Origin of the sequence: Luteibacter sp. 329MFSha (assembly GCF_900111665.1) — a bacterium.
GTDB lineage: Bacteria > Pseudomonadota > Gammaproteobacteria > Xanthomonadales > Rhodanobacteraceae > Luteibacter.
In genome coordinates, this window is the sequence record NZ_FOJE01000001.1 from 1579599 (window position 1) to 1605845 (window position 26247).

Annotated in this window: 21 protein-coding genes; 7 read left to right on the forward strand and 14 right to left on the reverse strand. The window is 67.1% G+C overall.

What is annotated here, in order from left to right; genetic code table 11:
• The first annotated feature begins 52 nt into the window (after window positions 1-52).
• The 6 genes from BMW54_RS06960 (at window position 53) to pilH (ending at window position 8045) form a co-directional block, all read left to right on the forward strand.
• Window positions 53-2905 carry a 2-oxoglutarate dehydrogenase E1 component gene (locus BMW54_RS06960; RefSeq protein WP_090054106.1) on the forward strand — a complete coding sequence of 951 codons (2853 nt, stop codon included), beginning with the start codon at window positions 53-55 and terminating at the stop codon, window positions 2903-2905.
• A 7-nt stretch (window positions 2906-2912) separates the two neighbouring features.
• Window positions 2913-4121, forward strand: a complete 1209-nt coding sequence (odhB, locus tag BMW54_RS06965; RefSeq protein WP_090054108.1) for a 2-oxoglutarate dehydrogenase complex dihydrolipoyllysine-residue succinyltransferase — start codon at window positions 2913-2915, stop codon at window positions 4119-4121.
• Between the two features lie 110 nt (window positions 4122-4231).
• Window positions 4232-5659 (forward strand): dihydrolipoyl dehydrogenase, encoded by a 1428-nt coding sequence (gene lpdA / locus BMW54_RS06970; RefSeq protein ID WP_090054110.1) that lies wholly within the window; start codon window positions 4232-4234, stop codon window positions 5657-5659.
• Window positions 5660-5882: 223 nt separating this feature from the next.
• A complete protein-coding gene (locus BMW54_RS06975) occupies window positions 5883-6485 on the forward strand; it encodes an LOG family protein (RefSeq protein WP_090054112.1) in 603 nt (200 codons plus the stop codon).
• A 23-nt stretch (window positions 6486-6508) separates the two neighbouring features.
• Entirely contained in the window at window positions 6509-7501 is a 993-nt protein-coding gene (locus tag BMW54_RS06980) for an acrylyl-CoA reductase family protein (protein ID WP_090054114.1), read from the forward strand.
• Window positions 7502-7679: 178 nt separating this feature from the next.
• Window positions 7680-8045 carry a twitching motility response regulator PilH gene (gene pilH, locus BMW54_RS06985; RefSeq protein WP_090054116.1) on the forward strand — a complete coding sequence of 122 codons (366 nt, stop codon included), beginning with the start codon at window positions 7680-7682 and terminating at the stop codon, window positions 8043-8045.
• Window positions 8046-8167: 122 nt separating this feature from the next.
• Here pilH and BMW54_RS06990 read toward each other — a convergent pair whose 3' ends face one another.
• Both BMW54_RS06990 and BMW54_RS06995 read right to left on the reverse strand, forming a co-directional pair.
• Entirely contained in the window at window positions 8168-9079 is a 912-nt protein-coding gene (locus BMW54_RS06990) for a DnaJ C-terminal domain-containing protein (RefSeq protein WP_090054119.1), read from the reverse strand.
• Between the two features lie 93 nt (window positions 9080-9172).
• Window positions 9173-9622, reverse strand: a complete 450-nt coding sequence (locus BMW54_RS06995; RefSeq protein ID WP_090054121.1) for an Hsp20/alpha crystallin family protein — start codon at window positions 9620-9622, stop codon at window positions 9173-9175.
• Between the two features lie 160 nt (window positions 9623-9782).
• Here BMW54_RS06995 and BMW54_RS07000 point away from each other — a divergent pair, with 160 nt between their 5' ends.
• Window positions 9783-10265 (forward strand): peroxiredoxin, encoded by a 483-nt coding sequence (locus BMW54_RS07000; protein WP_090054123.1) that lies wholly within the window; start codon window positions 9783-9785, stop codon window positions 10263-10265.
• Window positions 10266-10318: 53 nt separating this feature from the next.
• On the opposite strand, the gene gyrA is transcribed toward BMW54_RS07000, so the two are convergent.
• The 12 genes from gyrA to rimP form a co-directional block, all read right to left on the reverse strand.
• Window positions 10319-12946 (reverse strand): DNA gyrase subunit A, encoded by a 2628-nt coding sequence (gyrA, locus tag BMW54_RS07005; protein ID WP_090054125.1) that lies wholly within the window; start codon window positions 12944-12946, stop codon window positions 10319-10321.
• A 138-nt stretch (window positions 12947-13084) separates the two neighbouring features.
• Window positions 13085-13498, reverse strand: coding sequence for a GtrA family protein (locus BMW54_RS07010; RefSeq protein ID WP_254779135.1), 414 nt, complete (start codon window positions 13496-13498; stop codon window positions 13085-13087).
• The gene (gene mtnA / locus BMW54_RS07015; RefSeq protein WP_090055785.1) at window positions 13495-14508 is read right to left on the reverse strand and encodes an S-methyl-5-thioribose-1-phosphate isomerase; all 1014 of its coding nucleotides are present in this window, start codon (window positions 14506-14508) and stop codon (window positions 13495-13497) included. The genes BMW54_RS07010 and mtnA overlap by 4 nt, the downstream gene beginning before the upstream one ends.
• Window positions 14509-14614: 106 nt before the next feature.
• Entirely contained in the window at window positions 14615-15682 is a 1068-nt protein-coding gene (locus tag BMW54_RS07020) for a class III poly(R)-hydroxyalkanoic acid synthase subunit PhaC (RefSeq protein WP_090054127.1), read from the reverse strand.
• On the reverse strand, window positions 15679-16569 hold the full coding sequence (locus BMW54_RS07025) for a poly(R)-hydroxyalkanoic acid synthase subunit PhaE (protein WP_090054129.1): 891 nt from the start codon (window positions 16567-16569) through the stop codon (window positions 15679-15681). Before BMW54_RS07025 ends, BMW54_RS07020 begins: the two co-directional genes overlap by 4 nt.
• 254 nt (window positions 16570-16823) lie before the next feature.
• A complete protein-coding gene (gene pnp, locus BMW54_RS07030) occupies window positions 16824-18929 on the reverse strand; it encodes a polyribonucleotide nucleotidyltransferase (protein ID WP_090054132.1) in 2106 nt (701 codons plus the stop codon).
• 30 nt (window positions 18930-18959) lie between these two features.
• Entirely contained in the window at window positions 18960-19229 is a 270-nt protein-coding gene (gene rpsO, locus BMW54_RS07035; RefSeq protein WP_090054134.1) for a 30S ribosomal protein S15, read from the reverse strand.
• A gap of 143 nt (window positions 19230-19372) precedes the next feature.
• The gene (truB, locus tag BMW54_RS07040; RefSeq protein WP_090054136.1) at window positions 19373-20290 is read right to left on the reverse strand and encodes a tRNA pseudouridine(55) synthase TruB; all 918 of its coding nucleotides are present in this window, start codon (window positions 20288-20290) and stop codon (window positions 19373-19375) included.
• 16 nt (window positions 20291-20306) lie between these two features.
• Window positions 20307-20678: a 30S ribosome-binding factor RbfA gene (rbfA, locus tag BMW54_RS07045; RefSeq protein WP_090054139.1), complete on the reverse strand. Its 372-nt coding sequence runs from the start codon at window positions 20676-20678 to the stop codon at window positions 20307-20309.
• Window positions 20679-20849: 171 nt separating this feature from the next.
• Window positions 20850-23726: a translation initiation factor IF-2 gene (infB, locus tag BMW54_RS07050; RefSeq protein WP_090054141.1), complete on the reverse strand. Its 2877-nt coding sequence runs from the start codon at window positions 23724-23726 to the stop codon at window positions 20850-20852.
• Window positions 23727-23859: 133 nt separating this feature from the next.
• Entirely contained in the window at window positions 23860-25374 is a 1515-nt protein-coding gene (nusA, locus tag BMW54_RS07055; RefSeq protein WP_090054143.1) for a transcription termination factor NusA, read from the reverse strand.
• A 46-nt stretch (window positions 25375-25420) separates the two neighbouring features.
• Window positions 25421-25963: a ribosome maturation factor RimP gene (gene rimP / locus BMW54_RS07060; protein WP_090054145.1), complete on the reverse strand. Its 543-nt coding sequence runs from the start codon at window positions 25961-25963 to the stop codon at window positions 25421-25423.
• Window positions 25964-26247: the final 284 nt, after the last annotated feature.

Sequence of the window (26247 nt, forward strand, 5' to 3'; positions counted from 1 at the left end):
GTCCCCACATGCCCCGTGGCAGCCCGTCCTTTTCGTGTGTGCCGGTGGTGACGTGAGCGCAAACCTGATCCGCGAGTTTTCCGAATCCTCCCAACTCGCCGGCGGCAACGCCGACTACGTAGAGCAAGTCTACGAGGCCTGGCTGGCCGATCCCGGCTCGGTTCCGGCGGAATGGGACGGCTACTTCAAGACCTTCAAGGGCCGCGAGGCCGGCGACGTCCCCCACTCAGGCGCCATCGCCCGCATCGAGGCCGCGCAGAAACAGCGCCGCTCGGCGGTCGCGGCACCGGCGGCGGGTTCGGCCGACGACGCCTACGCGCAGAAGCAGGCCGGCGTCCTCCGCCTGCTCACCGCCTACCGCTCGCGCGGCCACATCGCGGCCCAGATCGACCCGCTCGGCCTGAGCGTGGCGGATATCGACACCCCGGACCTCGGCCTCGCCTTCCACGGCCTGTCCGACGCCGACCTCGACACCGAGTTCGACACCGGCACCTTCGCGGGCGGCGGCCAGCGCATGAAGCTGCGCGACCTGCTCGCGAAGCTCAAGCAGATCTACACCGGCACCATCGGTGCCGAGTTCATGTACATCTCCGACTACGACCAGCGTTCGTGGATCTACTCGCGCCTCGAGAAGGCGGCGGGCAATCCGGGCCTGCAGAAGGCGGAGAAGGTTCGCGTCCTCGAAGCGCTGACCGCGGCCGAGGGCCTCGAGCGCTACCTGCACACGAAATACGTCGGCCAGAAGCGTTTCTCGCTGGAAGGCGGCGACAGCCTGATCCCGATGGTCGACGACGTCGTCCGCGCCGCCGGCGACAACGGCGTCAAGGAAATCGTGATCGGCATGGCCCACCGCGGCCGCCTCAACGTGCTGGTCAACATCCTCGGCAAGGCCCCCTCGCAGCTCTTCAACGAGTTCGAAGGCAAGTTCGAGCACGACGACAGCCCGATCCACACCGGCGACGTGAAGTACCACATGGGCTTCTCGGCCGACGTCAAGACGCCCAACGGCGGCGTGCACGTCGCGCTGGCGTTCAACCCGTCGCACCTGGAGATCGTCAATCCCGTGGTCGCCGGTTCGGTCCACGCGCGCCAGGCGCGCCGTGGCGATACCGCCCGCGAGAAGTCGGTCGCCCTGCTCATCCACGGCGACGCCGCCTTCGCGGGCCAGGGCGTCAACATGGAACTGATGCAGATGTCGCAGGTCCGCGGCTTCGCGGTCGGCGGCACGCTGCACATGGTCGTCAACAACCAGGTCGGCTTCACCACCTCGCGTCGCGACGACTCGCGCTCCACGCTGTACTGCACCGACCTCGCCAAGATGGTCAACGCGCCGGTCTTCCACGTGAACGGCGACGACCCGGAAGCCGTCATCCAGGTCACGCGCCTGGCGTACGAGTTCCGCAAGCAGTTCAAGAAGGACGTCGTCATCGACCTGGTCTGCTACCGCCGCCACGGCCACAACGAGGCCGACGAGCCGGCGGCCACGCAGCCGCTGATGTACCAGGTGATCCGCAAGCGTCCTACCACGCGCGACCTCTACGCGCAGGCGCTGGTCAAGGGCGGCACGATCGCCGCCGACGACGGCCAGAAGATGCTCGACGACTACCGCGGCCGCCTCGAGAAGGGCGAGCCGCTGATCTCCATCGATCCGAATCCGCAGCGCGACATCTCGGTCGACTGGACGCGCTTCCACGGCAACAAGCTGTCGATGGACGTCGATACCGGCGTGTCGCGCGAGACGATGGGCAAGGTGCTCGACGCCCTGCTCGACGTCCCGACCGACGTCACGCTGCATCCGCGCGTCGCGAAGATCTACGAAGACCGTCGCAAGATGGCCGCCGGCGAACTCCCGGGCGACTGGGGCTTCGCGGAAAACCTCGCGTACGGCACGCTGATCGCCGAAGGCAACGACCTCCGCGTCGTGGGCCAGGACGCCGGCCGCGGCACGTTCTTCCACCGTCACGCGGTGCTGCACGACCAGAAGAGCGACGAGTGCTACATCCCGCTGCGCAAGGTCCGTCAGGGCGCGCGCGTGGAGGTCATCGACTCGCTGCTTTCCGAAGAAGCCGTCATGGCCTTCGAGTACGGCGAAGCCACCACCTCGCCGGACCAGCTCACCATCTGGGAGGGCCAGTTCGGCGACTTCGCCAACGGCGCCCAGGTCGTGATCGACCAGTTCATCAGCTCGGGCGAAGCGAAGTGGGACCGCCTCTGCGGCCTCGCGCTGTTCCTGCCGCACGGCTACGAAGGCCAGGGCCCGGAGCACTCCTCCGCGCGTCTCGAGCGCTTCCTGCAGCTGTGCGCCATGGACAACATGCAGGTTTGCGTGCCAACCACCCCGGCGCAGGCGTTCCACATGATCCGCCGCCAGCAGGTGCGCCCGGTGCGCAAGCCGCTGATCGTGATGACGCCGAAGTCGCTGCTGCGCCACAAGCTCGCCGTGTCGTCGCTCGACGAACTCGCCAACGGCCGTTTCCAGCTGGTGATCGGCGAGCATCGCGATCTGCCGGCCAAGAAGGTCAAGCGCGTCGTGCTCTGCTCGGGCAAGGTCTACTACGACCTGCTCGAAGACGCCGAGAAGCGCGGTCTGAACGATGTCGCCATCGTTCGCGTCGAACAGCTCTATCCGTTCCCGCGCCCGGAAGTCTCGGCCGAACTGGAAAAGTACGCTTCCGCCAAGGAAGTGGTGTGGTGCCAGGAAGAGCCGATGAACCAGGGCGCCTGGTTCCAGATCCGTCACCACCTGCAGGCCTGCATCGGCCCGAAGCACAGCCTGTCGTACGCCGGCCGTGCCCGTTCCCCGTCGCCGGCCGCCGGCCACCTCAACACCCATATCGCCGAACAAACGGCGCTCGTCGAACAGGCGCTGGTCGCGCCGGTCGGCACCGATCACGCAGCGGAGTAAGACAAGCATGTCCATCGAAGTCAAAGTCCCGGTCCTGCCCGAGTCGGTCTCCGACGCGCTCATCGCCACCTGGCACAAGAAAGCCGGCGACGCGGTCAAGCGCGATGAAAACCTCCTCGACCTCGAGACCGACAAGGTCGTTCTCGAAGTGCCGGCGCCGGTCGACGGCGTGCTGAAGGAAATCAAGTTCGAGGAAGGCGCCACGGTCACCAGCAGCCAGGTGATCGCCGTGATCGAGGAAGGCGCCGCCGCTGCCGCGCCCGCCCCGGCCGCCGCGCCCGCCGCCGCCGAGGCGCCGAAGGCCGCGAAGACCGAAGCCGCCGAGCCGAAGGGCGTCGACGAGCTCTCGCCGGCCGGCCGCCGCGTCGCGGTGGAAGAGAACATCGACCCGTCCACGGTCGCCGGCACCGGCCGCGACGGCCGCGTGACCAAGGAAGACTTGGTCAACGCCGGCAAGGGTGGCGCCGCCGCCCCGGCGGCAGCCGCCGCGCCGGCCGCGAAGCCGACGCCGGGTTCGCGCCCGGAAGAGCGCGTGCCGATGACCCGCATCCGCACCCGCATCGCCGAGCGCCTGATGCAGTCGAAGAACTCGATCGCGATGCTCACCTCGTTCAACGAAGTGAACCTCGCCGAGGTCGTCAAGCTGCGCAAGTCGCTGGGCGAGCAGTTCGAGAAGGCGAACGGCGTGAAGCTCGGCTTCATGAGCTTCTTCGTCAAGGCGGCCACCGAGGCGCTCAAGCGCTACCCGGTGATCAACGCCTCGGTGGACGGCAGCGACATCATCTACCACGGCTACCAGGACATCTCGATCGCCGTGTCGACCGACAAGGGCCTCGTCACGCCGGTGCTGCGCGACGTCCAGGACATGTCGTTCGCCGACGTCGAGAAGGGCATCATCGGTTACGCCAAGAAGGCCCGTGACGGCAAGCTCGGCCTGGACGACCTCCAGGGCGGCACCTTCACCATCACCAATGGCGGCACCTTCGGCTCGCTGCTCTCCACCCCGATCGTGAACCCGCCGCAGAGCGCCATCCTCGGCATGCACACGATCAAGGAGCGCCCGGTCGTCGAGAACGGCCAGATCGTCGCCGCGCCGATGATGTACATCGCCCTGTCGTACGACCACCGGATCATCGACGGCCGCGACGCCGTGCTGTTCCTGGTCGACATCAAGAACCAGCTCGAAAACCCGCAGCGGATGCTGCTGGGGCTGTAATGGCCGGCTGAACCCACATGTGAAGGCGGGAGTCGCGAGACTCCCGTTTTCATGTCCAGACCCCATATATGGGCGGTAGGCAATACCGCAGTGATATCCGGAGCTAAGCAATGAGCGACAAGTTCGACGTCATCGTCATCGGTGCCGGCCCCGCGGGCTATGTGGCCGCGATCCGCGCCGCGCAGCTGGGCCTGAAGACCGCCGTGGTCGACGCCTTCGTCGGCAAGGACGGCAAGGCCGCCCTGGGCGGCACCTGCCTCAACGTCGGTTGCATCCCGTCCAAGGCGCTGCTCGATTCCTCGAAGCAGTTCCACAACCTGACGCACAACTTCAAGGATCACGGCATCACCGCCGAGAACGCGAAGATCGACATCGGCACCTTCATCGGCCGCAAGGACAAGATCGTCAAGCAGTTCACCGGCGGCGTGACGATGCTGTTCAAGGCGAACAAGATCACCTCGTTCTTCGGCAAAGGCAAGCTCCTCAAGGGCAACCAGGTCGAAGTCACGGGCAACGACGGCAGCGTCCAGACCCTCTCGGCCACCAACGTCATCCTCGCGTCCGGCTCGGTGCCCATCGAGCTGCCGTTCGCGAAGTTCGACGGCAAGCACATCATCGACAACGCCGGCGCGCTGGATCTGGCCGAGGTGCCGAAGCGCCTGGGCGTGATCGGTGCGGGCGTGATCGGCCTGGAACTCGGCAGCGTGTGGAAGCGCCTCGGCGCCGAGACCACCGTGCTCGAAGCCCTGCCGAAGTTCCTGCAGGTCGCCGACCAGGACATCGCCAAGATGGCCGCCCGCGAGTTCGCCAAGCAGGGCCTCGACATCAAGGTCAACGCCAAGGTCACGTCGGCCGAGGTCAAGGGCGACGAAGTCCACGTCGGCTACACCGACAAGGACGGCAACGCGCAGACCCTCGTCGTCGACAAGCTGCTTGTCGCCGTGGGCCGTCGCGCCTACACCGCCGGCCTGCTGGCCGACGACACCGGCGTGAAGCTCGACGAGCGTGGCCGCATCGTGGTCGATGAGCACAACCATACCGGCGTCGACGGCGTCTGGGCGATCGGCGACGCGGTGCGTGGCCCGATGCTCGCGCACAAGGGCTCCGAGGAAGGCGTGATGGTCGCCGAGCTGATCGCCGGCAAGCCGGGTCACGTCAACCTGGATACCGTGCCCTGGGTCATCTACACCGAGCCGGAAATCGCCTGGGTCGGCAAGACCGAGGAGCAGCTCAAGGAAGAAGGCATTCCGTACAGGACGGGCGCCTTCCCGTTCGCCGCCAACGGCCGCGCCGTGGCGATGAACGAGGGCATCGGCCAGGTGAAGATGATCGCCCACGCCGAAACCGACCGCATCCTGGGCGTGCACATGGTCGGCCCGGCGGTGTCCGAGCTGATCCACGAGTGCGTCGTGGCGATGGAGTTCAAGGGCTCGTCGGAAGACCTCGCCCGCATCGTCCACGCCCACCCGGCGCTCTCGGAAGTCGTGCACGAGGCCGCCCTGTCGGTCGACAAGCGCGCCATCCACAAGGGCAACTGATCGCAAGCCACGAACGAAGCCCGCTCATGCTGTGTCGCATGGGCGGGCTTTGTCGTTTCGAGGCGGGTGTTTTTACCCGATCGCACTTGCGGCCACGAGATCGCCGATACGATCGGCTCCCACCCTTCGGTAGGAGGGCTACTACCGGAGGGGTGGGAGCCGATCGTATCGGCGATGCGGCTGGCCGGGCGTGCGGTCGGGTAAACACATCGGAGACATCGGCATGCGTGAAATTAAATCCCTCTGCGTCTACTGCGGCTCCAGCAGCGGCGCGCACCCCGAATACACCGAGGCCGCCTGGGCCTTCGGCACGCGCATGGCGCAGGAAGGCATCGCGCTGGTCTACGGCGGCGGCAAGGTCGGCCTGATGGGCACCGTGGCCGATGCCGTCATCGCGGGCGGCGGCCGCGTCATCGGCGTGATTCCGCGCCAGCTCGTCGAGAAGGAAGTCGCGCATACGGGGCTCACCGAACTGCACGTCGTCGAGACGATGCACCAGCGCAAGACGCGCATGTACGAGCTGTCCGACGCGTTCGTCGCCCTGCCGGGCGGTTTCGGCACGATGGACGAGATGTTCGAGATGCTCACCTGGGCACAGCTCGGCCTGCACACGTATCCCTGCGCGTTCCTCGACGTGCGGGGCTTCTACCGCAGCCTCGCCGCCACCATGGACCACATGGTGTCCGAGGGCTTCGTCAAGGCGGTGCAGCGCGACCAGGTGTGGTTCGGCGAGGGCATCGACGCGCTCTTCGCGTGGATGCGTGGCTACGAGTCCACGTATGTCCCGAAGTGGATCACGCCGACCTCTGTCGATAGCATCGGCTGATCGAGCCGGCCAGGGAGACACCCATGACATCGTTCCGAGCGTTCCGTATCCACCAGGACGGCGCCGGCCACCGCGCCGGCATCGAAACCATGGACACCGATAGCCTCTCGCCAGGCGAGGTGCTGGTCCGCGCGGAATGGTCGTCGGTGAATTACAAGGACGCCCTCGCCGGCACCGGCAAGGGCAAGATCCTGCGAACGTACCCGCTGAACGGCGGCATCGACGTCGCCGGCACGGTGGTCGCGTCGTCCGATCCCGCCTTCCGCGAGGGCGACAAGGTGCTCGCCACGGGCAGCGGCCTCTCGGAAACGCTCGACGGCGGCTACGGCGAATACGTGCGCCTGCCCGCCGCCTGGACGGTCGCCCTGCCCGCCACGCTCACCACCCGCGAGGCCATGATCATCGGCACCGCCGGCTTCACGGCGGCCCTCGCGCTGCTACGCATGACCGAGAACCGCCAGACGCCGTCCCTGGGACCGATCGCCATCACGGGCGCCACGGGCGGCGTCGGCATGCTCGGCATCGACATCTTCAGCGGCGCCGGGTACGAGGTCCACGCGATCAGCGGCAAACCCGATCGCTTCGACTTCCTGCGCCGCATCGGCGCCACCACCTGCGTCGACCGTCACCAGCTCGCCTTCAGCGGCAAGCCCATGGAATCCGCCCGTTACGGCGGGCTACTCGACAACGTCGGCGGGGCGACGCTCGCCGGTTTCCTGCCGGCCATCGCGCCGTACGGCAATGCGGCCATCTGCGGCCTCGCCGGCAGTCCGGCGCTCGAAACGACGGTCATGCCCTTCATCATCCGCGGCGTCAGCGTGCTCGGCATCGCCTCGGCCGGCACCGCGCGGGACGTTCGGGACGAGGTGTGGAAGCGCCTCTCCTCGGAGTGGAAGCCACGCCACCTCGACACCATCTGCACGAAGGAAGTGGCACTTGAAGACGTGGCAGGCGTCTTCGGTGCGATGCTCGAGGGAGGATCCTTCGGTCGCACGCTCGTCCGGATCACTTCCTGATACCTGCCTGGGCACGTTTGCGTTGCCGCACCATTGATACGGGCGCGGTGGCCGGTAGAATGGCCGCTCGCCAAGGGCGCCACGCGCGACGTTTTTTCGTCACCGCGGATCCGCGACACCTGCCGGGACGGCAGGTGTCTTCAAAGAACACATCGGGCACCGACCCGGGGGAAAGTGAATGGCTCGCATCCTGATCGTCGACGACTCGCCGTCGCAGCTGCTGGGTATCAAGCGCATCGTCGAAAAGCTGGGCCACGAGGCCATCACCGCCGAAGACGGCGCGCAGGGCGTCGAGGTCGCGAAGCGCGAAGTCCCCGACCTGATCCTGATGGACGTCGTGATGCCGAACCTCAACGGCTTCCAGGCCACGCGCACCATCAGCAAGGAAGAAACGACGAAGCACATCCCCATCATCCTGGTGACCACGAAGGACCAGGACACCGACAAGGTGTGGGGTCTGCGCCAGGGCGCGAAGGCTTACGTCGTCAAGCCGATCAAGGAAGAGGAACTGGTCGCGGCGCTGAAGGAACACCTGCCGGGCTGATCCTTCGCATCGTGTATCGCCGATGCGATCGGCTCCCACCCTCCGGTAGCCAACCTACCGCAGGGTGGGAGCCGATCGTATCGGCGATTCGGGCCGGCGCGACGCCGCCACCGTCACGCGCCTCACCCCCGCCGCGGATCGAAACCCGCGAAGGCATCCTTGAATTCCGCGTAGGCCGCCTGCTCCTCGTGCGTTTCCGGCACGGGCACGCGGATCTCCAGCACGACGATCTGGTCGCCCGGCTCCGATCCCGGCAGGCCACGCCCCTTCAGGCGCAGCTTGCGTCCCGACTGCGAGCCCGCGGGAATGCGCAGGTCCACGTGCCCGCCGAGCGTGGGCACCGGCACGGTCGCACCGAGCGCCGCTTCCCACGGCGTGATCGGCAGCACATGCGTCACGGTGCGTCCGTCGAGACGGAACCGGCTGTCGTCGCGGATGGCGATTTCCAGCAGCAGGTCGCCCGAGGGGCCGCCGCCGGTGCCCGGATGGCCCTGGCCACCCAGCCGGATCGTCTGGCCCGACGTGATGCCGGCCGGAATCTTCACCTCCAGCACCCGCTCGCCACCCGACGAGTCGTTCAGCACCACACGCGTCTTGCCGCCGTTGTACGCGGTCTGCAGGTCGGTCTCGATCCGGGCCTGGATGTCCCGGCCGCGGCGCGCCTGCGCCTGCTGGCCGCGCCCACGGCCGCCGCCGAACAGGCTTTCGAAGAAATCGCTGAAATCGCCGCCACCGCGGCCACCCATGTCGCCGAAGTCGAACCCGCCGCCCTGCTGTCCCCAGCCCGGAGGCGGCCGGAACTGCTCGCCCTGCCGGTAGCCGCCCGCGCGGAACTGGTCGTACTGCCGACGCTTCTCCGGATCCTTCAGGGCCTCGTTCGCCTCGTTGATGGCCTTGAACTTCTCTTCGGCCCCCGGCTCCTTGTTCTTGTCGGGGTGATACTTGCGGGCAAGCTTGCGGTACGCCGCCTTGATCTCGGCGTCGGTCGCTTCGGGCTTGACCCCTAGTGTCTCGTAGTAATCCTTGAACTCCACAGGCTCTCCCGCGCTTGTGTCGACCTGCCAAAAATACGAAATGCCCGCGGTGGACGGATCCACCGCGGGCCGGACACCTAAGCTTAGGCCGTTTTAGCCCGCGGTGTTGATCGCGATGCGACGGGGCGCGCTCTGCGCCTTCTTCGGAATCGCGATTTCGAGCACGCCATTGCCACCGGACGCGGTGATGCCCTCGGCGTCGGCGCTCTCGGGCAGCGTGAAGCTGCGCTTGAACGCACCGGCCGCGCGCTCGACGCGGCTGAACTTGCCCTCGGCCTCGCTGGCGTACGCCTTGCGCTCACCCTTGATGCTGAGCACGTTCTTGTCCATCTGGATCTCGATGTCCGCGAGGTCCACGCCCGGCACGTCGGCCAGGATCAGGAAACGGCCGTCTTCCTCGCGAATGTCGACGCGTGGCGCCCAAGCGCTGGCGCTCGCCGTCGGGGCGGCGATATCGCTGCCGAAGAACGTCTCGAAGACGTTGCGGACGTCGCCGCCGAACACCGGCGCACGACGGAACGAAACCTGACGAAGCTGGTTCATCTGTTTGACTCCCAAGAAGTTTTCCGGCCCCTCGGCCGTCTGGAAACAAACATATGACCGGCGATCCGCGATTCAAGTGCCCCGCCGACGCGGTTGTCTTCGCTTCAGCCGGCGCCCCCTTCGCTTACACTCGGGGCTTTCCCCATCGCAGGAACGAACCATGACGATTGCCGTCGGCGACCGCATCCCCGAAGCCACCGTTGCCACCTTCAAGGACGGCATCGTGACCCACTCCACCCTCGACCTGCTCGGCGAGGGCAAGGTCGTGGTGTTCGCCGTCCCGGGCGCCTTCACGCCGACGTGCTCGAACAAGCACCTGCCGGGCTACATCGAGCACATGGCGGATTTCGAATCGCGCGACGTGAAGGTGTTCTGCCTGTCGGTCAACGACGCCTTCGTCATGGACGCCTGGGGCAAGGACCGCGGCATCCCGCCGAAGCTGCACATGCTGGCCGACGGCAATGCCGCGTTCGTCCGCGCGCTGGGCCTCGAACTCGACGGCACCAAGAACGGCATGGGCATCCGCGCGAAGCGCTTCGCGATGTACATCGTGGACGGCGTGGTGAAGGTGCTGAACATCGAAGCACCGGGCGAGTTCCGCGTGTCGTCCGCCGAGGCGATGCTGGAAGCGATCGACGCGTAACCTAGGCCGCCCCACAGGCCAAGAAAAAGCCGCCTTTCGGCGGCTTTTTCTGTTTACGCTTCGGCGTTGTCGCCGCCGTCCACCGGGCCGCTTTCGATCGGCGGCATGTCGGCAGCGGCCTCGCCTTCCGGCGTTTCGCCTTCGCCTTCGATCTCTTCCTCGGCCTCGAGGCGCACGACTCCGATCAGCTTCTCTTCCTTCGGCAGCTTGATCAGCGTGACGCCCTGCGTATTGCGGCTGAGCTGCGAGACTTCCGACACGCGCGTGCGCACCAAAGTGCCCTGGTCGGAGATCAGCATGAGCTGCTGGGCTTCCGTGACCTGCGTCGCGGCGACCAGGTTACCGTTGCGCTCCGAGCACTGGATGGCGATGACGCCCTGCGTGCCGCGGCCCTTCTTCGGGAACTCCTCGAGCGCCGTGCGCTTGCCGTAGCCACGCTCGGTCGCCGTCAGGATATCGCCCTCGCCCGCCGCCACGATCAGCGACACCACTTCGGCGTCGTCAGCGAGGCGCATGCCGCGCACACCCGTCGCGGTACGGCCCATCGAGCGCACGCTGCCTTCGTCGAAACGCACCGACTTGCCGTTCGAGGCGAACAGCAGGACGTCGCTCTCGCCGTCCGTCATCGCGACATCGACCAGCGCGTCGCCCTCGTCGAGGTTGATCGCGGCCTTGCCCTTCTGCAGCTGGAACGCGAATTCGGTCAGCGGCGTCTTCTTCACCGTGCCGTTGCGCGTGGCGAAGAACACGAAGCAGCTCGGGTCGTAATCCCGCACCGGCAGCAACGCCTGCACCTTCTCGCCCTCACCCAGCGGCAGCAGGTTGACGATGGGCTTGCCGCGCGCGCCGGGACCGGCTTCCGGCATCTGGTACACCTTGAGCCAGTAGACGCGGCCGGTGCTGGTGAAGGTGAGCAGCGTGTCGTGGGTGTTGACCACCCACAGCTGCTGCACGACGTCTTCGTCCTTCAGCGCCGAGGCCGAGCGACCCTTGCCGCCACGACGCTGCGCGCGGTAGAGGCTGGCCGGCTGGCGCTTGATGTAACCCGTGTGCGAGAGCGTGACCACGACGTCTTCCGGCGCGATCAGGTCGAGGACGTTGAGGTCTTCCTGCGAATGCTGGATCTCGGTGCGACGCTCGTCGCCGTAATCCGTGCGGATCTGTTCCAGTTCCTCGCGGATGACTTCGAGCAGGCGGGCCGGGTTCTCGAGGATCTCGATCAGGCCGCGGATCGTGTCGAGTATCTCGCGATACTCGTCGGAGAGCTTCTCCTGCTCCAGCCCCGTGAGGCGGTGCAGGCGCATCTGCAGGATTTCGGTCGCCTGGGCTTCGGAGAGCTGGTAGCCGTCGTCGCGCAGGCCGTCGCGCGGATCCATGTCCTCCGGACGCGACGACGCCGCGCCGGTGGCCGCGAGCAGCGCCCGGACCATGCCCGGCTCCCAGCGACGAGCGACCATGCGCTCGCGCGCTTCGGCCGACGAGGCGGACGTGCGGATCAGCTCGATCATCTCGTCGATGTTGGCGAGCGCGACCGTGAGGCCTTCGAGGATGTGGGCGCGCTGGCGGGCCTTGCGCAGTTCGAAGATGGTGCGGCGGGTGACGACTTCGCGGCGGTGGCGGATGAACGCCTCGAGGATGTCCTTGAGGTTCAGCAGCTTCGGCTGGCCGTCGAGCAGCGCGACCATGTTGATGCCGAACGTGACCTGCAGCTGCGTCTGCTGGAACAGGTTGTTCAGCACGACGTCGGCCATCGCGTCGCGACGGATCTCGATGACCACGCGCATGCCGTCCTTGTCGGACTCGTCGCGCAGCTCGCTGATGCCCTCGAGCTTCTTTTCCTTGACCAGCTCGGCGATCTTCTCGATCAGGCGCGCCTTGTTCACCTGATACGGCAGTTCGTGGACGATGATCGTCTCGCGGCCGTTGGCTTCCGTTTCGATCTCGGTGCGCGCACGCACGAGGATGCGGCCGCGGCCGGTGCGGTACGCCTCGACGATGCCGGACGAGCCGTTGATGATGCCGGCGGTCGGGAAGTCCGGACCCGGGATGTGGGTCATGAGTTCATCGATGCCCAGCGACGGCTCTTCGATGAGCGCGAGCGTGGCGTTGATGACCTCGGTCATGTTGTGCGGCGGGATGTTCGTCGCCATGCCGACGGCAATGCCGGCCGAACCGTTGACGAGCAGGTTGGGCACGCGGGTCGGCAGGACCAGCGGCTCGTGCTCGCTTTCGTCGTAGTTGGGGCCGAAGTCGACGGTTTCCTTGTCGATGTCCGCCATCAGCTCGTGCGTGAGGCGCGCCATGCGCACCTCGGTGTATCGCATGGCCGCCGCGTTGTCGCCGTCGACCGAACCGAAGTTGCCCTGGCCGTCGACGAGCATGTAGCGCAGCGAGAACGGCTGCGCCATGCGGACGATCGTGTCGTAGACCGAAGCGTCGCCATGCGGATGGTACTTACCGATCACGTCACCGACCACGCGGGCCGACTTCTTGTACGGCTTGTTCCAGGCGTTGCCCAGTTCGTTCATCGCGAACAACACGCGGCGATGCACGGGCTTGAGTCCGTCGCGCACATCGGGGAGCGCACGCCCCACGATGACGCTCATCGCGTAATCGAGATAGCTCTGGCGCATCTCGTCTTCGATGTTGACGCGGATGACTTCTTTGGCGAGTTCTGCCATCAATCGGCTTCCTGGATGTTGCGTGAGTGCCCCCGCCGGCTAGGTGTCCGCGCTTCGCGTCGCACCACCGACTCAACCCGTCGATGGTAGCACAACGCGTGTGGAAATGACAGCTAAAAAGGCCGTAAAATCAGCGGTTTACGACGAGCTTTTGGGCGCCCTGAAAAGCACCGCGCGGGCGAGCGCGAAATTGGCGATCGAGCCGGCCGCGGAACCGGCGGCGACGGCCACGGCGGGCCACGCGTGCAGCCCCGGGAACGCCCTGAACGCGAGCACGTAGACGCCGTTGTTGACCACCGCGCCGAGCGCCATCAGGCCCATCCAGTGCAGCCACTCGGCGTGTCTGCCACGCCCCGAATCGCGGTGCGCGAAGGTGTGCGTGCGGTTCCACCACCAGGTGACGGTCGCCGCGCTGAGGAACGAAACGACGCGCGCCGTGTACACGTTCCATCCCGCCAGCCCCACCAGCGCCTGCGCGATGCCGGCGTCCACGCAGAGGCCGAGCACGCCGCCGATCGCGAAAAGCGCGACCTCGCGGCGCAGGTGGATCACGGGAACATGATCCGCATCTGTTCTTCGTCGGGCTTCAGGATCACGCCACGCTCGGTCACGATCGCGTCGATCAGCTCCGCCGGCGTCACGTCGAACACGGGGTTCCAGGCCTCGGCGCCTTCGATCACCGTGCGCGTGCCGCCGACTGAGAGCAGCTCCGTCGCGTCGCGCAGCTCGATCTCGATGTCGGCACCGTCGGCCGTCGCCATGTCCACGGTGGTCGACGGCGCGACGACCATGAACTTCACGCCGTGATGGCGCGCGGCGATCGCGAGCTGGTAGGTGCCGATCTTGTTCGCGGTGTCGCCGTTGGCCGCGATGCGGTCGGCGCCCACGATCACCCACTTCACCTTGCCGTCCTTCATCAGGTGCGAGGCGGCGGAGTCCGCGATGAGGCGCGCTGGGATGCCATCGCGCACCAGTTCCCACATCGTCAGGCGCGCGCCCTGCTGCCAGGGACGCGTCTCGCCGGCGAAGACCTGCTCGATGTGTCCCATGGCGACGCCGGCGCGGATCACGCCGAGTGCGGTGCCGTAACCGGCGGTGGCGAGCGAGCCGGTATTGCAGTGCGTGAGAACGTGCGAGCCGGGCTCGATGAGCGCCGCGCCGAGTTCGCCCATGTGGCGATTGGCGGCGAGGTCCTCGTCCTGGATCGCCTGCGCTTCGCGCCCGAGGGCGGCAGCGTCCGCACCCTGGAGCACCCGCGCGTTCATGCGATCGAGCGCCCACATCAGGTTCACCGCCGTGGGGCGCGCGGCGCGCAGCGTCGCCATGGCCGTCGGCAGGTCGACACCCGCCTGCGCGGCCAGCACGACGCCCCATGCGGCCGCGATGCCGATCGCCGGCGCGCCGCGCACCGCGAGGTCGCGGATGGCGCGCGTGACGTCGTCGGCGGTGGTGCAGTCGAACCAGATTTCCTCGGCCGGGAGACGGCGCTGGTCGAGCAGGCGCAGGCGGTCGCCGTGCCATTGCACGGCGCGGATGGAGTCGTGGGAGTCGAGGGCGTTCATCGACCGATTATCGCATGCCGGCCGCCGCTGGCGCGGCGGTTCGCCGATGCGATCGGCTCCCATCCTTCGAGAGGCATCCCTGCGAACGGCGACCAGCAAGGGCGGTTCAGCGCTCCGCCAGCCACGCGTGGATGGCGGGGGGCACGAGTTTCTGCGCGCGGCCGGACACGTAGATGCCGATGTGGCCACCCTGGAACGGCAGCGCCGTGTAATCGTCGCTGCCGACCAGATCGCCGAGCGGCGTGGAGGCGGCGGGCGGCACGAGGTGGTCCTGTTCCGCGTAGATGTTCAGCACGGGCTGCTCGATGCGTTTCAGGTCGACGCGGCGACCGCCGATGCGCACCTCGCCCTTCATGAGCTGGTTCTTCTGGAAGAAATCGCGCGCGAATTCGCGGAACGCTTCACCCGCCTGGTCGGGCGAATCGAAGATCCACTTCTCCATGCGCAGGAAGTTCTCCAGCTCCTTCGGATTGTCGAGGATGTCGACGAGGCCGATGTACTTCTGCTGGTTCAGGCGCACGGGCTTCAGCGTGAGGTATGCGAAGTTCATGACATCGGCGGGCACGTTGCCCACGGTGTCGACGAAAAGGTCGATGTCGACGTTGCGCGCCCAGTGCGAAAGCATGTTGTCCGGCGTGTGGAAATCGACCGGCGTCACCATCGTCACGAGGTTGCGCACCTTGTCCGGATGCAGCGCCGTGTAGCAAAGGGAGAACACGCCGCCCTGGCAGATGCCCAGCAGGTTCACCGCTTCGCCGTCGTGCCGTTCGCGGATGACGTCGACGCAGCGGTCGAGGTAGCCATCGATGTAATCCTCGAGCGTGAGCCAGCGATCGGCGCCATCCGGATACCCCCAGTCGACCAGGTACACGTCTTCCCCCTGCGCGAGCAGGTTGCGCACCATCGATCGGTCTTCCTGCAGGTCCACCATCCACGGCGTGTTGACCAGCGCGTAGCAGATCAGCAGCGGCGCCTTCGCGGTCGGCGGCTTTTCGCCCCTGAAGTGCCAGAGCGTGAGCTTGTCTTCCGTGTACACCGCTTCGCGCGGCGTGGTGCCGAGCTCGATCGGACCCACGCGCTTGAGCGATTCCATGCCGGCCTCCAGCTTGCGCCGGAACGCCTCCATCTCCGCCTGCGCACGCTGCGGATCGAACGGGAACGGAGGCGTGGTCATCGGCCGCGGCTCTTCGGCGAGCCGGAGGCTTTCGTGGCTTTCGTGGCTTTCGCGCTTTTCGCCGCCTTCGACGCCTTGGCACCCGTGAGCGTCGCGACCTGCGCGCGGAGCGCCTCCACTTCCGCCTTCAGCCCCTGCATGTGCCGGAGCTCGCGACGCACGGCCTGCAGGCGCTCGCCGAGGCTGTCCACTTCCTTGCGCGTGGGCATGCCTGCCTGCGTCGCCGCACGCTCCACCTGGCGCTGCTGGAGCATCTTCAGGTGCATCTGCGCGTTGACCAGCGCGGCGTAGACCTCGCGGAACTCGGCGGAGAGCGCCGCCTCGGCGTAGCTCTCCTCGGCGAGGTTCACCCAGCGGTCGTACACCGAGCGCATCGAGTCGGCGTCGGACGGAGGCCCCTGCTCGCGCAGCGCCGCGTTGGCGCGCTCATGAACGCCCTGCAGAAGGGCCTGGTAGCGCTGGTAGTGGCCCGCGTAATCGATCCAGGCGCGCAGCAGGGCCTGCTGTTCCTCCTGCTGCTCGCGTGTCAGGCCGAAGGCTGGCAGCGACAGGGCTTCGTTGGCGACCCGGGCCCACTCGTCGAAGCGCTGCTGCTCGTGCGGGGCGGCGCCAGGTGGCGGCCCGTAGCCGAACGGTGGCATGCCGGGGCCACCCTGCCCCAACGGCGGCATGCCGGCGAACGGGCCTGAGGGCGCCTCGCCGCCTGCGTAGGAACGCATCCAGTCGCCGTAGCCGCCGAGGCCGGCGAAGAGCCGGGCCATGATGTCGGCGGACGGCATCGCTTCCGCCGGCGAGGCTTTCGGGTCGAACTGCCGCGACCACGCCTCGACGCCTTCGCGGACCCAGGCCTGGTACTGATCGATGAAATCGTTGGGTTTATCGGACATGTGCGCATCGTACCGCGAGGGGGGCCGATGCGCCGAGGCGGCGGTTTCCGAGCGGCGGCGCGACACCGGCTCCGGGCCCGCTGCCGCGGGATCGCCGATGCGATCGGCTCCCACCCATGGCGCAGACACCCTCACCGTCGGGCCCGCTGCCGCGGGATCGCCGATACGATCGGCTCCCACCCGAAGGGCATCAGCGCATAAAAAAACCCGGCATCTCGCGATGCCGGGTTCTTTATCGCGATGCAGGCGATGGATCAGCCCGCGGCGCTTTCTTCTTCAGTGACGGCCTTCATCGACAGGCGGATGCGGCCCTGCTTGTCGACTTCCAGCACCTTCACCTTGACGATATCGCCTTCCTTCAGCTTGTCGGAGACCTTCTCCACGCGCTCGCTGGAGATCTGCGAGACGTGAACGAGGCCGTCCTTGCCCGGCATGATCGTGACGAACGCGCCGAAGTCCATCAGCTTGGCGACCTTGCCCTCGTAGATGCGGCCCGGCTCGACGTCCGAAACGATCTGCTCGATGCGCTTGCGCGCGGCTTCGGCCGCTTCGCGGTTGACCGAGGCGATGACGACGTTGCCGTCGTCCGTGATGTCGATCGTGGTGCCGGTCTCTTCCGTGATCGAACGGATGGTCGCGCCACCCTTGCCGATCACTTCGCGGATCTTGTCCGGGTGGATCTTGATCGTCAGCAGGCGCGGCGCGAACTCGCTCATTTCCGAACGGGCCGTGCTGATCACCTTCGCCATCTCGCCGAGGATGTGCAGGCGACCGCGCTTGGCCTGGGCCAGCGCCGTGCGCATGATCTCTTCGGTGATGCCGTCGACCTTGATGTCCATCTGCAGCGCGGACACGCCATCGGCGGTACCGGCCACCTTGAAGTCCATGTCGCCGAGGTGATCTTCGTCACCCAGGATGTCGGAGAGCACGACGAAGTCGTTGCCTTCCTTCACGAGGCCCATGGCGATACCGGCGACCGGCGACTTCAGCGGAACGCCCGCGTCCATCATGGCCAGCGACGAACCGCAGACCGAGGCCATCGACGACGAGCCGTTCGACTCGGTGATTTCCGAGACGACGCGCACGACGTACGGGAACTCTTCGATCGTCGGCTTGACGGCCTGCACGCCGCGCTTGGCGAGGCGGCCATGGCCGATCTCGCGACGCTTCGGGCTGCCGACACGACCGGTTTCACCGACCGAGAACGGAGGGAAGTTGTAGTGGAACAGGAACGTGTCCTTCCACTCGCCTTCCGGCGCGTCGATGATCTGCGAGTCGCGCGTGGTGCCAAGGGTGGCGACCACGAGGGCCTGCGTCTCGCCGCGCGTGAACAGCGCCGAGCCGTGCGTGCGCGGCAGGACGCCGACGCGCACCGAGATCGGGCGGACGTCGTCGAGCTGGCGGCCGTCGATGCGGACCTTGGTCGACAGGACGCCGTCGCGCAGCGTGCGATATTCCACTTCGCCGAAGGCGGCGCCGATGTCGCCATCGGTCCAGCCGTTGGCTTCGGCGTCGGCGGCGATCGCCGTCTTGACGTCCGACTTCAGCGCGCTGATGACGTCGCGGCGGGCGAGCTTGTCGCGGATCTGGAAGGCTTCGGCGAAACGCGTGCCGACGGCCGCCTTGACGGCGTCGTACAGCGCGGTCTTCGGGGCCGGAGCTTCCCACTTGAAGGTCTTCGCGCCGGCTTCGGCGACGAACGCGTTGATCGTGGAGATCGCGGCCTGCATCTGCTGGTGGCCGAAGACCACCGCGCCGAGCATGACGTCCTCGCTGAGCAGCTTGGCTTCCGACTCGACCATCATCACGGCGCTGGAGGTGCCGGCGACGACGAGGTCGAGGTCCGAGGTCTTCAGCTGGGTGGCGGTCGGGTTCAGGATGTACTGACCGTTGGCGTAACCGACGCGGGCGGCGCCGATCGGACCCTTGAACGGGACGCCGGCAAGCGTCATGGCGGCCGAGGCGCCGATCAGCGCCGGGATGTCACCGTCGACTTCCGGGTTCAGCGACACGACCTGCGCGATGACCTGGATCTCGTTGCGGAACTCTTCCGGGAACAGCGGACGGAGCGGACGATCGATGAGGCGCGAGGTCAGCGTCTCCTTCTCGGTCGGGCGGCCTTCACGCTTGAAGAAGCCACCCGGGATGCGACCCGCGGAGTAGAACTTCTCCATGTAGTCGACCGTGAGCGGGAAGAAGTCCTGGCCTTCGCGCGCCTTCGGCGCGGCGACGACCGTCACCAGGACGACCGTGCCGCCCATGCTGACCATGACGGCACCGGAGGCCTGCCGGGCGATTTCGCCCGTCTCCAGTGTGACTTCATGACTACCGTACTGGAATGACTTGGTTACTTTCGCCACTTCGATGTCTCCTCGTCCTGTTCCGGTGGTTTAGCGGCGCAGGCCGAGGCGTTCGATCAGGGACTGGTAGCGAGCGAGGTCGCTCTTCTTGAGGTAGGCCAGCAGCGTCTTGCGCTTGTTGACCATCTTCAGCAGACCGCGACGCGAGTGGTGGTCCTGCTTGTGCGCCTGGAAGTGATCCTGCAGCGCGGTGATGTTCGCGGACAGCAGCGCGACCTGGACTTCGGTCGAGCCGGTGTCGTTTTCCTTGCGACCGAAGTCCTTGATGATCTGGCTGGTCTGTTCGACGGTGAGCGACATGTGTATCGATTCCTTAAAAAGCGGATGCGAGACTTGCGCAACCTCAACGACTGCCGATGAAGTTGCGCAAGCCTCGCTTTTGATGAAAGCCGTTAAACGAGCACGTAATTGTAACGTCCTGCGCGTAGCGGCAACAAGCCCGGTCAGACGGGCGGCAGGTTGAACCCGCGCAGGACCCGCAGGATACCGTCCCCGCCCACCTCGCCCAGGGCCATCAGGCGCCCGTCGGCGCCGCGGACGCCGCAACGCCCCGCCGACGGACCCGGGCCCAGCGGCACGGGCTGGCCGAAACCGAGCACGCGCGTCTGTTCGGGGTCGAGATCCACCCGGGGGATATGCGCCAGCCCCGCCTCGACGGGCAGCAGGCAGGCGTCGAGCGGGTCCGGGCCGGCCTCGGCCGCCTCGCGGAGCTGGTCGAGCGTCACCATGGCGGGCGCCAGGAACGGGTCGACCCAGAGCCGGCGCAGGCCGGTCAGGTGGGCACCGCAGCCCAGGTTCGCGCCGAAATCGACCGCCAGGCTCCGGACGTAGGTGCCCGAACCACATTCGACATGGAGGCGGACGGTGTCGCCCGTCCGCCCGATCACGTCGAGCCGGTAGACGTCGACCTCGCGGGAGGGGACGTCCACCGCCTCGCCGCGGCGGGCGCGGACATACAGAGGAACACCGTCCTGCTTGATGGCCGAATAGGCGGGCGGAACCTGGACGATGCGGCCGCGCAGCGGCGCCAGCGCGGCGTCGATCGCCGCGTCGTCGAGCTCGGGCACGGGACGCGTTTCGACGACCTCGCCCTCGAGGTCGGCCGTGGTCGTCGTCTGGCCCAGCTTCACCTCGGCCTCGTACGCCTTCCGCGAGCCCAGCAGCCAGCCGGCGATCTTGGTCGCCTCGCCGAAGCAGAGGGGAAGCAGGCCCGTGGCCAGCGGGTCGAGGCTGCCGGTGTGGCCGCCCTTGGCCGCTCCGACGAGCCGGCGCGCCGTCTGCAACGCCTGGTTGGAGCTGAGACCGAGCGGCTTGTCGAGGAGGAGGATGCCGTGGATGTCGCGGAACGAGCGGCGATTCATGCGCGAAGGATGGCGATCAGGTTTCGTCGGCATCCGCCGGCGGCACGGGGTTCTCGCGCAGCAGGCGCTCGATGCGCTCGCCGGTGTCGACCGACTCGTCGTACTTGAACTTCAGCTCGGGCACGCGACGCAGGCGCATCGAACGCGACAGCGTCCGGCGGAATTCGGGGGCGAGCTCTTTCAGGGCCTTGACGGCCTCGGCGGACCGTTCGGGCATCAGCGTGGTGACCCACACGGTGGCCCAGTCGAGATCCTTGGTGACCTCGACGTCGGACACGCTGACCGAGGGCAGCGCGTGGTCGCGCACGGCGGCGTGGACGAGCAGGCCGATTTCACGGCGGAGCTCGGCGGACACGCGGTCGGTGCGCTTGAAATCGCGGGAAGGCATGGGGAGGGCACTCCGGGAACCATCGGCCTGAGGCCAAGAAGGAGATGGGAGATGGGAAGTGGGGGCGCATGTACGTGCGCCTGAGGGAACCGGATACGCCACGCGGCGCTAGCCGTACCGCTCACGACGCATCCATGCGCCCCCACTTCCCACCCCCCATCTCCGCTTTTCTTACAACGTGCGGGCCACTTCGATGCGCTCGAAGCACTCGATCTGGTCGCCGACCTTCACGTCGTTGTACTGCTTCACGGCAATACCGCATTCCATGCCGTTGCGGACCTCGTCCACCAGCTCCTTGAAGCGGCGGAGCGATTCCAGCTCGCCCTGGAACACCACGACGTTGTCCCGCAGCACGCGGATCGGCTTGGAGCGCTTGACGAAGCCTTCGGTGACCATGCAACCCGCGACCGCGCCGAACTTCGACGAACGGAACACGTCGCGAACCTGCGCGATACCGATGATCTCTTCGCGGATCTCCACGCCCAGGAGGCCCGAGGCCGCCTGCTTCACCTGGTCGATGACGTCGTAGATGATCGAGAAGTAACGGACATCGAGGCCGTTCGTATCGATCACCTTGCGCGCCGAGGCGTCGGCACGGACGTTGAAGCCGATGATCAGCGCCTTCGAGGCCGCCGCCAGCGTCGCTTCCGACTCCGTGATGCCGCCCACGCCGGACGAGATCACGTTCACCTTCACCAGGTCGTTGCCGATCTGGGTGAGCGAGTCGCGCAGCGCTTCCACCGAACCCTGCACATCGGCCTTGACCAGGATGTTGAGGGTCTGCTGGCCTTCGCCCTGGCCCATCTGGGCCATGATGTCTTCCAGGCGGTTGGACTTCGACACCAGCCGGTTCTCGCGACGCTTCAGCTGACGCTCGGCCGCGACTTCGCGGGCCAGGCGCTCATCCTTCACGGCGACGAAGTCGTCACCCGACTCCGGCACGCCCGACAGACCGAGCACCTGCACCGGGATCGACGGGCCGGCTTCGTTGACCTGCTTGCCGGTCTCGTCGACGAGCGCGCGCATGCGGCCGTATTCGACACCGCAAACGACGAAGTCGCCCTTCTTCAGCGTGCCCTGCTGCACCAGCACCGTGGCCACCGGACCACGACCGCGGTCGAGGCTCGATTCGATCACGACACCCGAAGCGCGGCCGTCGGCCACCGCCTTGAGTTCCATGATCTCGGCCTGGATCGAGATCGCGTCGAGCAGCGCGTCGACACCGTCGCCGGTCTTCGCCGAGAGCGGCACGAACGGCGTGTCGCCGCCCCACTCTTCCGGAATGACTTCCAGGTTGGCGAGGCCCTGCTTCACGTTGTCCGGGTTGGCGTCGGACTTGTCCATCTTGTTGAGCGCGACGATCAGCGGCACCTTGGCGGCGCGCGCGTGCTTCACGGCTTCCTGCGTCTGCGGCATGACGCCGTCGTCTGCGGCGACCACGAGCACCACGATGTCCGTGGACTGCGCGCCACGCGCACGCATCGACGTGAACGCGGCATGGCCCGGGGTATCGAGGAACGTGATGACGCCACGGCTGGTTTCGACGTGGTACGCGCCGATGTGCTGCGTGATGCCACCCGCCTCGCCCGACGCCACCTTGGTACGGCGGATGTAGTCGAGCAGCGAGGTCTTGCCGTGGTCGACGTGACCCATGATCGTGACGACCGGCGGACGCGTGACCTTCTCGCCGTCGAGCTCCACGCTCTGGGTGTGGGAAGCCAGCGCGGCTTCGGCGTCGTTGTCCGTGGCGCGGACCGGGTTGTGGCCCAGCTCCTCGACGACGAGCGCGGCCGTGTCGTGGTCGATCGTCTGGTTGATGGTCGCCATGACGCCCATCTTGAACAGCGCCTTGACCACCTCGGCGCCCTTCACGGCCATCTTCTGCGCGAGGTCGGCAACGAGGTTGTTGTCGCCGATCACGACGTCGCGCACCACCGCGGCGGTGGGACGCGTGAAGCCGTGCGGACCCGTCGGCGCGGAACCGCCACGCGGGGCTTCGGCACGACCGCGCACCTTGCCGCCACCGCGACGGTTGCCGCCGCTGGAGCGACGCGCGCGATCGGCGTCGGACAGGTGCAGCTCGCCGGCGGCGAAACGCTTGCCGCCCGGCTCGCGCTCGCCACGACCGCCGTTACCCGGACCGCCACCGCCGTGCTTCGGACGCGCGGCGCCACGATCGCCCGACGGCGCGGCCGTCGAGGTCGGCGCCGGACGGGCCGCGGACGGGCCGGCCGGACGCGCCGCTGCCGCCGGGGCGGGAGCGGGTGCCGGCGCGGGAGCCGGGGGCGGCGCAGGCTTGGAGACCACGCGCTCGCGCTTACGCGGCTCGTGGATGCGCGGCAGGATCATGCCCAGCGAGCGCGTGTCGAGCTTGGCCGTCTGATGGCCCACGCCATCGTCGCCGGCCGCGGGAGCCGTGGCGGCCGGGGTCGCCGGCGCCTCGGTGTCGACGGCAGACGAAGCCTCGGCGCGCGCCTGTTCAGCACGGGCCTGTTCCGCCGCGGCGGCTTCCGCCTGGCGGCGCGCCTCGGCGGCGGCCTCTTCCTGGCGACGGGCTTCGGCCTCGGCCTGCACGCGTGCCTCTTCGGCCTCGCGGCGGCGCTCGGCTTCCTCGTGGCGCTGGGCCTCTTCGTGCTCGCGCTGGGCCTGCGACTCGGCCAGCTTGCGCGTGGCCTCCTCGCGTTCCGGATCGTGCGACGCGTCTTCCGCGATCGCACTGCGCTTGACGTAGGTGCGCTTGGCGCGGACCTCGACGTTGACCGTCTTGGCCGGACCGGCGCCACGGCCCGAGCCCGAGTTCACCTTCAGCTCGCCGACCGTGCGGCGCTTCAGGGTGATCTGGCGCGGCGCCGAGTCGTCCGCTTCCGGAGCCGGCTCGTTCTTGCCATGCGTGCGACGCAGGAAACCGAGCAGCTTCACCTTCTCGGTGCTGCTGATCACCTGATCCGCGTTGTTGAATTTCATCCCGGCCTGGTCGAGCTGCCCAAGGAGCTTCTCGACTGGCATTTCCAGGACCTGTGCCAGTTGTTTGATAGTGACGTCCGACATCGTTCTTTATTCTCCGCCGTTCCCGCGCGTAACCATACGTGCCGTCGATGACCCGTACGGCTGCCTCCATCCCTGGCGGGAAACCTCTCGGCTTCCCTCGAGGCGCCCGTCCAGGGCGCTTCCGGATTCGCGCTTAGCCGCCCTTCTCCAGTCGGGCGATCATCGGAGCGCGCGCGGCCATGATCAGCTGCGAAGCGCGTTCCTCGGTCATGCCTTCGATATCGATCAGTTCGTCGACGGCGAGGTCGCCCAGGTCGTCGAGCGTCTTCACGTTGCGCTCCGCGAGCGCGAAGGCGGTGGGTTCGTCCATGCCTTCCAGTTCGAGCAGCTCGGCCGCCGGACCGTTCTCGTCGATGCCTTCCTCCACCGCGAGGGCGTCGGTGAGCAGCGCGTCGCGGGCGCGGGCGCGGAGTTCCTCGACGATGTCCTCGTCGAAACCTTCCACGGCCAGCAGTTCGCCGGCCGGGACATAGGCGATTTCCTCGACCGAGGAGAAGCCTTCCGAGACCAGGATGCCGGCGATTTCCTCGTCGACTTCCAGGCGGTCCATGAACAGCTGCAGCGCGGCCTGCTGTTCGGCTTCCGACTTCGCGGTGACCTGGTCCTGCGTCATCACGTTGAGCTGCCAGCCGGTGAGCTTGCTGGCGAGGCGCACGTTCTGGCCGCCGCGGCCGATCGCCTGGGACAGCTTGTCCTCGGCGACCGCGATGTCCATCGAGTGCTTTTCCTCGTCCATGATGATCGACTGGACTTCGGCCGGCGCCATCGCGTTGATGACGTACTGCGCCTGGTTCTCGTGCCACAGGATGATGTCGACGCGCTCGCCGTTGAGCTCGTTCGACACCGCCTGCACGCGCGAACCGCGCATGCCGATGCACGCGCCGATGGGATCGGTGCGGCTGTCGTGGGCGACGACGGCGATCTTGGCGCGATCGCCCGGATCGCGGGCGCAGCCCTTGATCTCGACGAGACCCTGGCCGACTTCCGGCACTTCGAGCTTGAACAGTTCGATCATGAACTCCGGCGCGCTGCGCGAGACGAACAGCTGCGGACCACGGATTTCCGACTTCACTTCGTACAGGTAACCGCGGACGCGGTCGCCGACGCGCGCCGATTCGCGAGGAATCGTCTTGTCGCGCGGGATGAAGGCCTCGGCGTTGCTGCCGAGGTCGAGGTACACGTTGCCGCGCTCGACGCGCTTGACGATACCGGTGACCAGTTCGCCGACGCGGTCGCGGAAGGCGTCCACGACCTGCTGGCGCTCGGCTTCGCGCACGCGCTGCACGATCACCTGCTTCGCGGCCTGCGCGGCGATGCGGCCGAACTCGGCGTTCTCGATCTGGTGCTCGATCCAGCCGCCGACCTCGGCGACTTCGTCCTCACCGGCCTCGTCCTGGGCGTCCATCAGACGGATCTGGAAGGACGGATCCTCCATCTCGCCGTCGTCCGCGATGATCTCCCAGCGACGGAAGGTCTCGTAATCGCCGCTGTTGCGATCGATTTCGACCCGGATGTCCGGATCCTCATCGGGGTAGCGCTTCTTGGCGGCCGAGGCCAGCGCCGCTTCCATGGCTTCGAAAATGACTTCGCGCGGCACGCCCTTCTCGTTGGCGACCGCGTCGACTACCAGCAAAAGTTCTTTGCTCATTGCCGCTACTCCCGTAAGGATGCCCCGCGGCACCCCGTCGTTTCTGTTATTTGGATTTCTTTCCGCCCGTGGGCTTCGGCTGCGGCGCATAGCCGAGTGCCACCCAGTCGGGAACCACGCGGGCGCTCTCGACGTCCGCATGCTCGAATTCGAACCGGCCCGCTTCGCCCTGCACCACAATGTGCTCGCCGTTTACTTCAACGACGTTGCCCTTGAGGCGGCGACGGCCGTCGATCGGGGCCTTGAGCACCACCTTGACCTCCTGGCCGGCCACGCGGGCGAACTGCTCCGCCGTGAACAGGGGGCGGTCGATACCGGGCGAGGAGACTTCCAGTACATAGTTGCCCGGGATCGGGTCTTCAACGTCCAGGAACGCCGAAAACTCGCGGCTGGCGTCCTCGCAGTCGTTGACGTTCACCTCGGGCGGGATCTCCGCCGCTTCGCGGCGCTCGCGCTCGGCCTCGACGACGTCGAGGTAGACGCGCAGCGTCTGCTGGCCGTCGACCGGCAGGAATTCGATGCCCAGAACCTCGAGGCCGCGTTCGGCCACGATGTCGCTGAATCGTTGGGAAAGTGCTTTGGTGTCCACGTTACCTGCGGTTTTTCCGGTGGCCAGAAACAAAAAAAGGGCGCGAACGGCCCATTCCTTTCGTTCGCCGATGTATCCGACACTTTCCTCCCGCGCGCGCCGCGATGCCCTGACGGCGCTCACAGTCGTGTCGCAGGACGCCTCCGTGCGCCCAACAAAAAAGCCTCACGAGGAGGCTTTCTTGTAAAAAGAAAGTTCCTGAAGCGCCCACCGGTGAAAGGCCGAAACCGTCACCAACACCGCTTAAGATTCACTGATTCTATCGTAAAAGCGCACTTCCCTGC

Coding starts and splice junctions, on each gene's coding strand:
- odhB (WP_090054108.1), top strand. CDS start 2,913: ATGTCCATCGAAGTCAAAGTCCCGGTCCTGCCCGAGTCGGTCTCCGAC.
- lpdA (WP_090054110.1), top strand. CDS start 4,232: ATGAGCGACAAGTTCGACGTCATCGTCATCGGTGCCGGCCCCGCGGGC.
- BMW54_RS06975 (WP_090054112.1), top strand. CDS start 5,883: ATGCGTGAAATTAAATCCCTCTGCGTCTACTGCGGCTCCAGCAGCGGC.
- BMW54_RS06980 (WP_090054114.1), top strand. CDS start 6,509: ATGACATCGTTCCGAGCGTTCCGTATCCACCAGGACGGCGCCGGCCAC.
- pilH (WP_090054116.1), top strand. CDS start 7,680: ATGGCTCGCATCCTGATCGTCGACGACTCGCCGTCGCAGCTGCTGGGT.
- BMW54_RS06995 (WP_090054121.1), bottom strand. CDS start 9,622: ATGAACCAGCTTCGTCAGGTTTCGTTCCGTCGTGCGCCGGTGTTCGGC.
- BMW54_RS07000 (WP_090054123.1), top strand. CDS start 9,783: ATGACGATTGCCGTCGGCGACCGCATCCCCGAAGCCACCGTTGCCACC.
- gyrA (WP_090054125.1), bottom strand. CDS start 12,946: ATGGCAGAACTCGCCAAAGAAGTCATCCGCGTCAACATCGAAGACGAG.
- mtnA (WP_090055785.1), bottom strand. CDS start 14,508: ATGAACGCCCTCGACTCCCACGACTCCATCCGCGCCGTGCAATGGCAC.
- BMW54_RS07020 (WP_090054127.1), bottom strand. CDS start 15,682: ATGACCACGCCTCCGTTCCCGTTCGATCCGCAGCGTGCGCAGGCGGAG.
- BMW54_RS07025 (WP_090054129.1), bottom strand. CDS start 16,569: ATGTCCGATAAACCCAACGATTTCATCGATCAGTACCAGGCCTGGGTC.
- rpsO (WP_090054134.1), bottom strand. CDS start 19,229: ATGTCGCTCACCGTCGAACAGACCAGCCAGATCATCAAGGACTTCGGT.
- truB (WP_090054136.1), bottom strand. CDS start 20,290: ATGAATCGCCGCTCGTTCCGCGACATCCACGGCATCCTCCTCCTCGAC.
- rbfA (WP_090054139.1), bottom strand. CDS start 20,678: ATGCCTTCCCGCGATTTCAAGCGCACCGACCGCGTGTCCGCCGAGCTC.
- infB (WP_090054141.1), bottom strand. CDS start 23,726: ATGTCGGACGTCACTATCAAACAACTGGCACAGGTCCTGGAAATGCCA.
- nusA (WP_090054143.1), bottom strand. CDS start 25,374: ATGAGCAAAGAACTTTTGCTGGTAGTCGACGCGGTCGCCAACGAGAAG.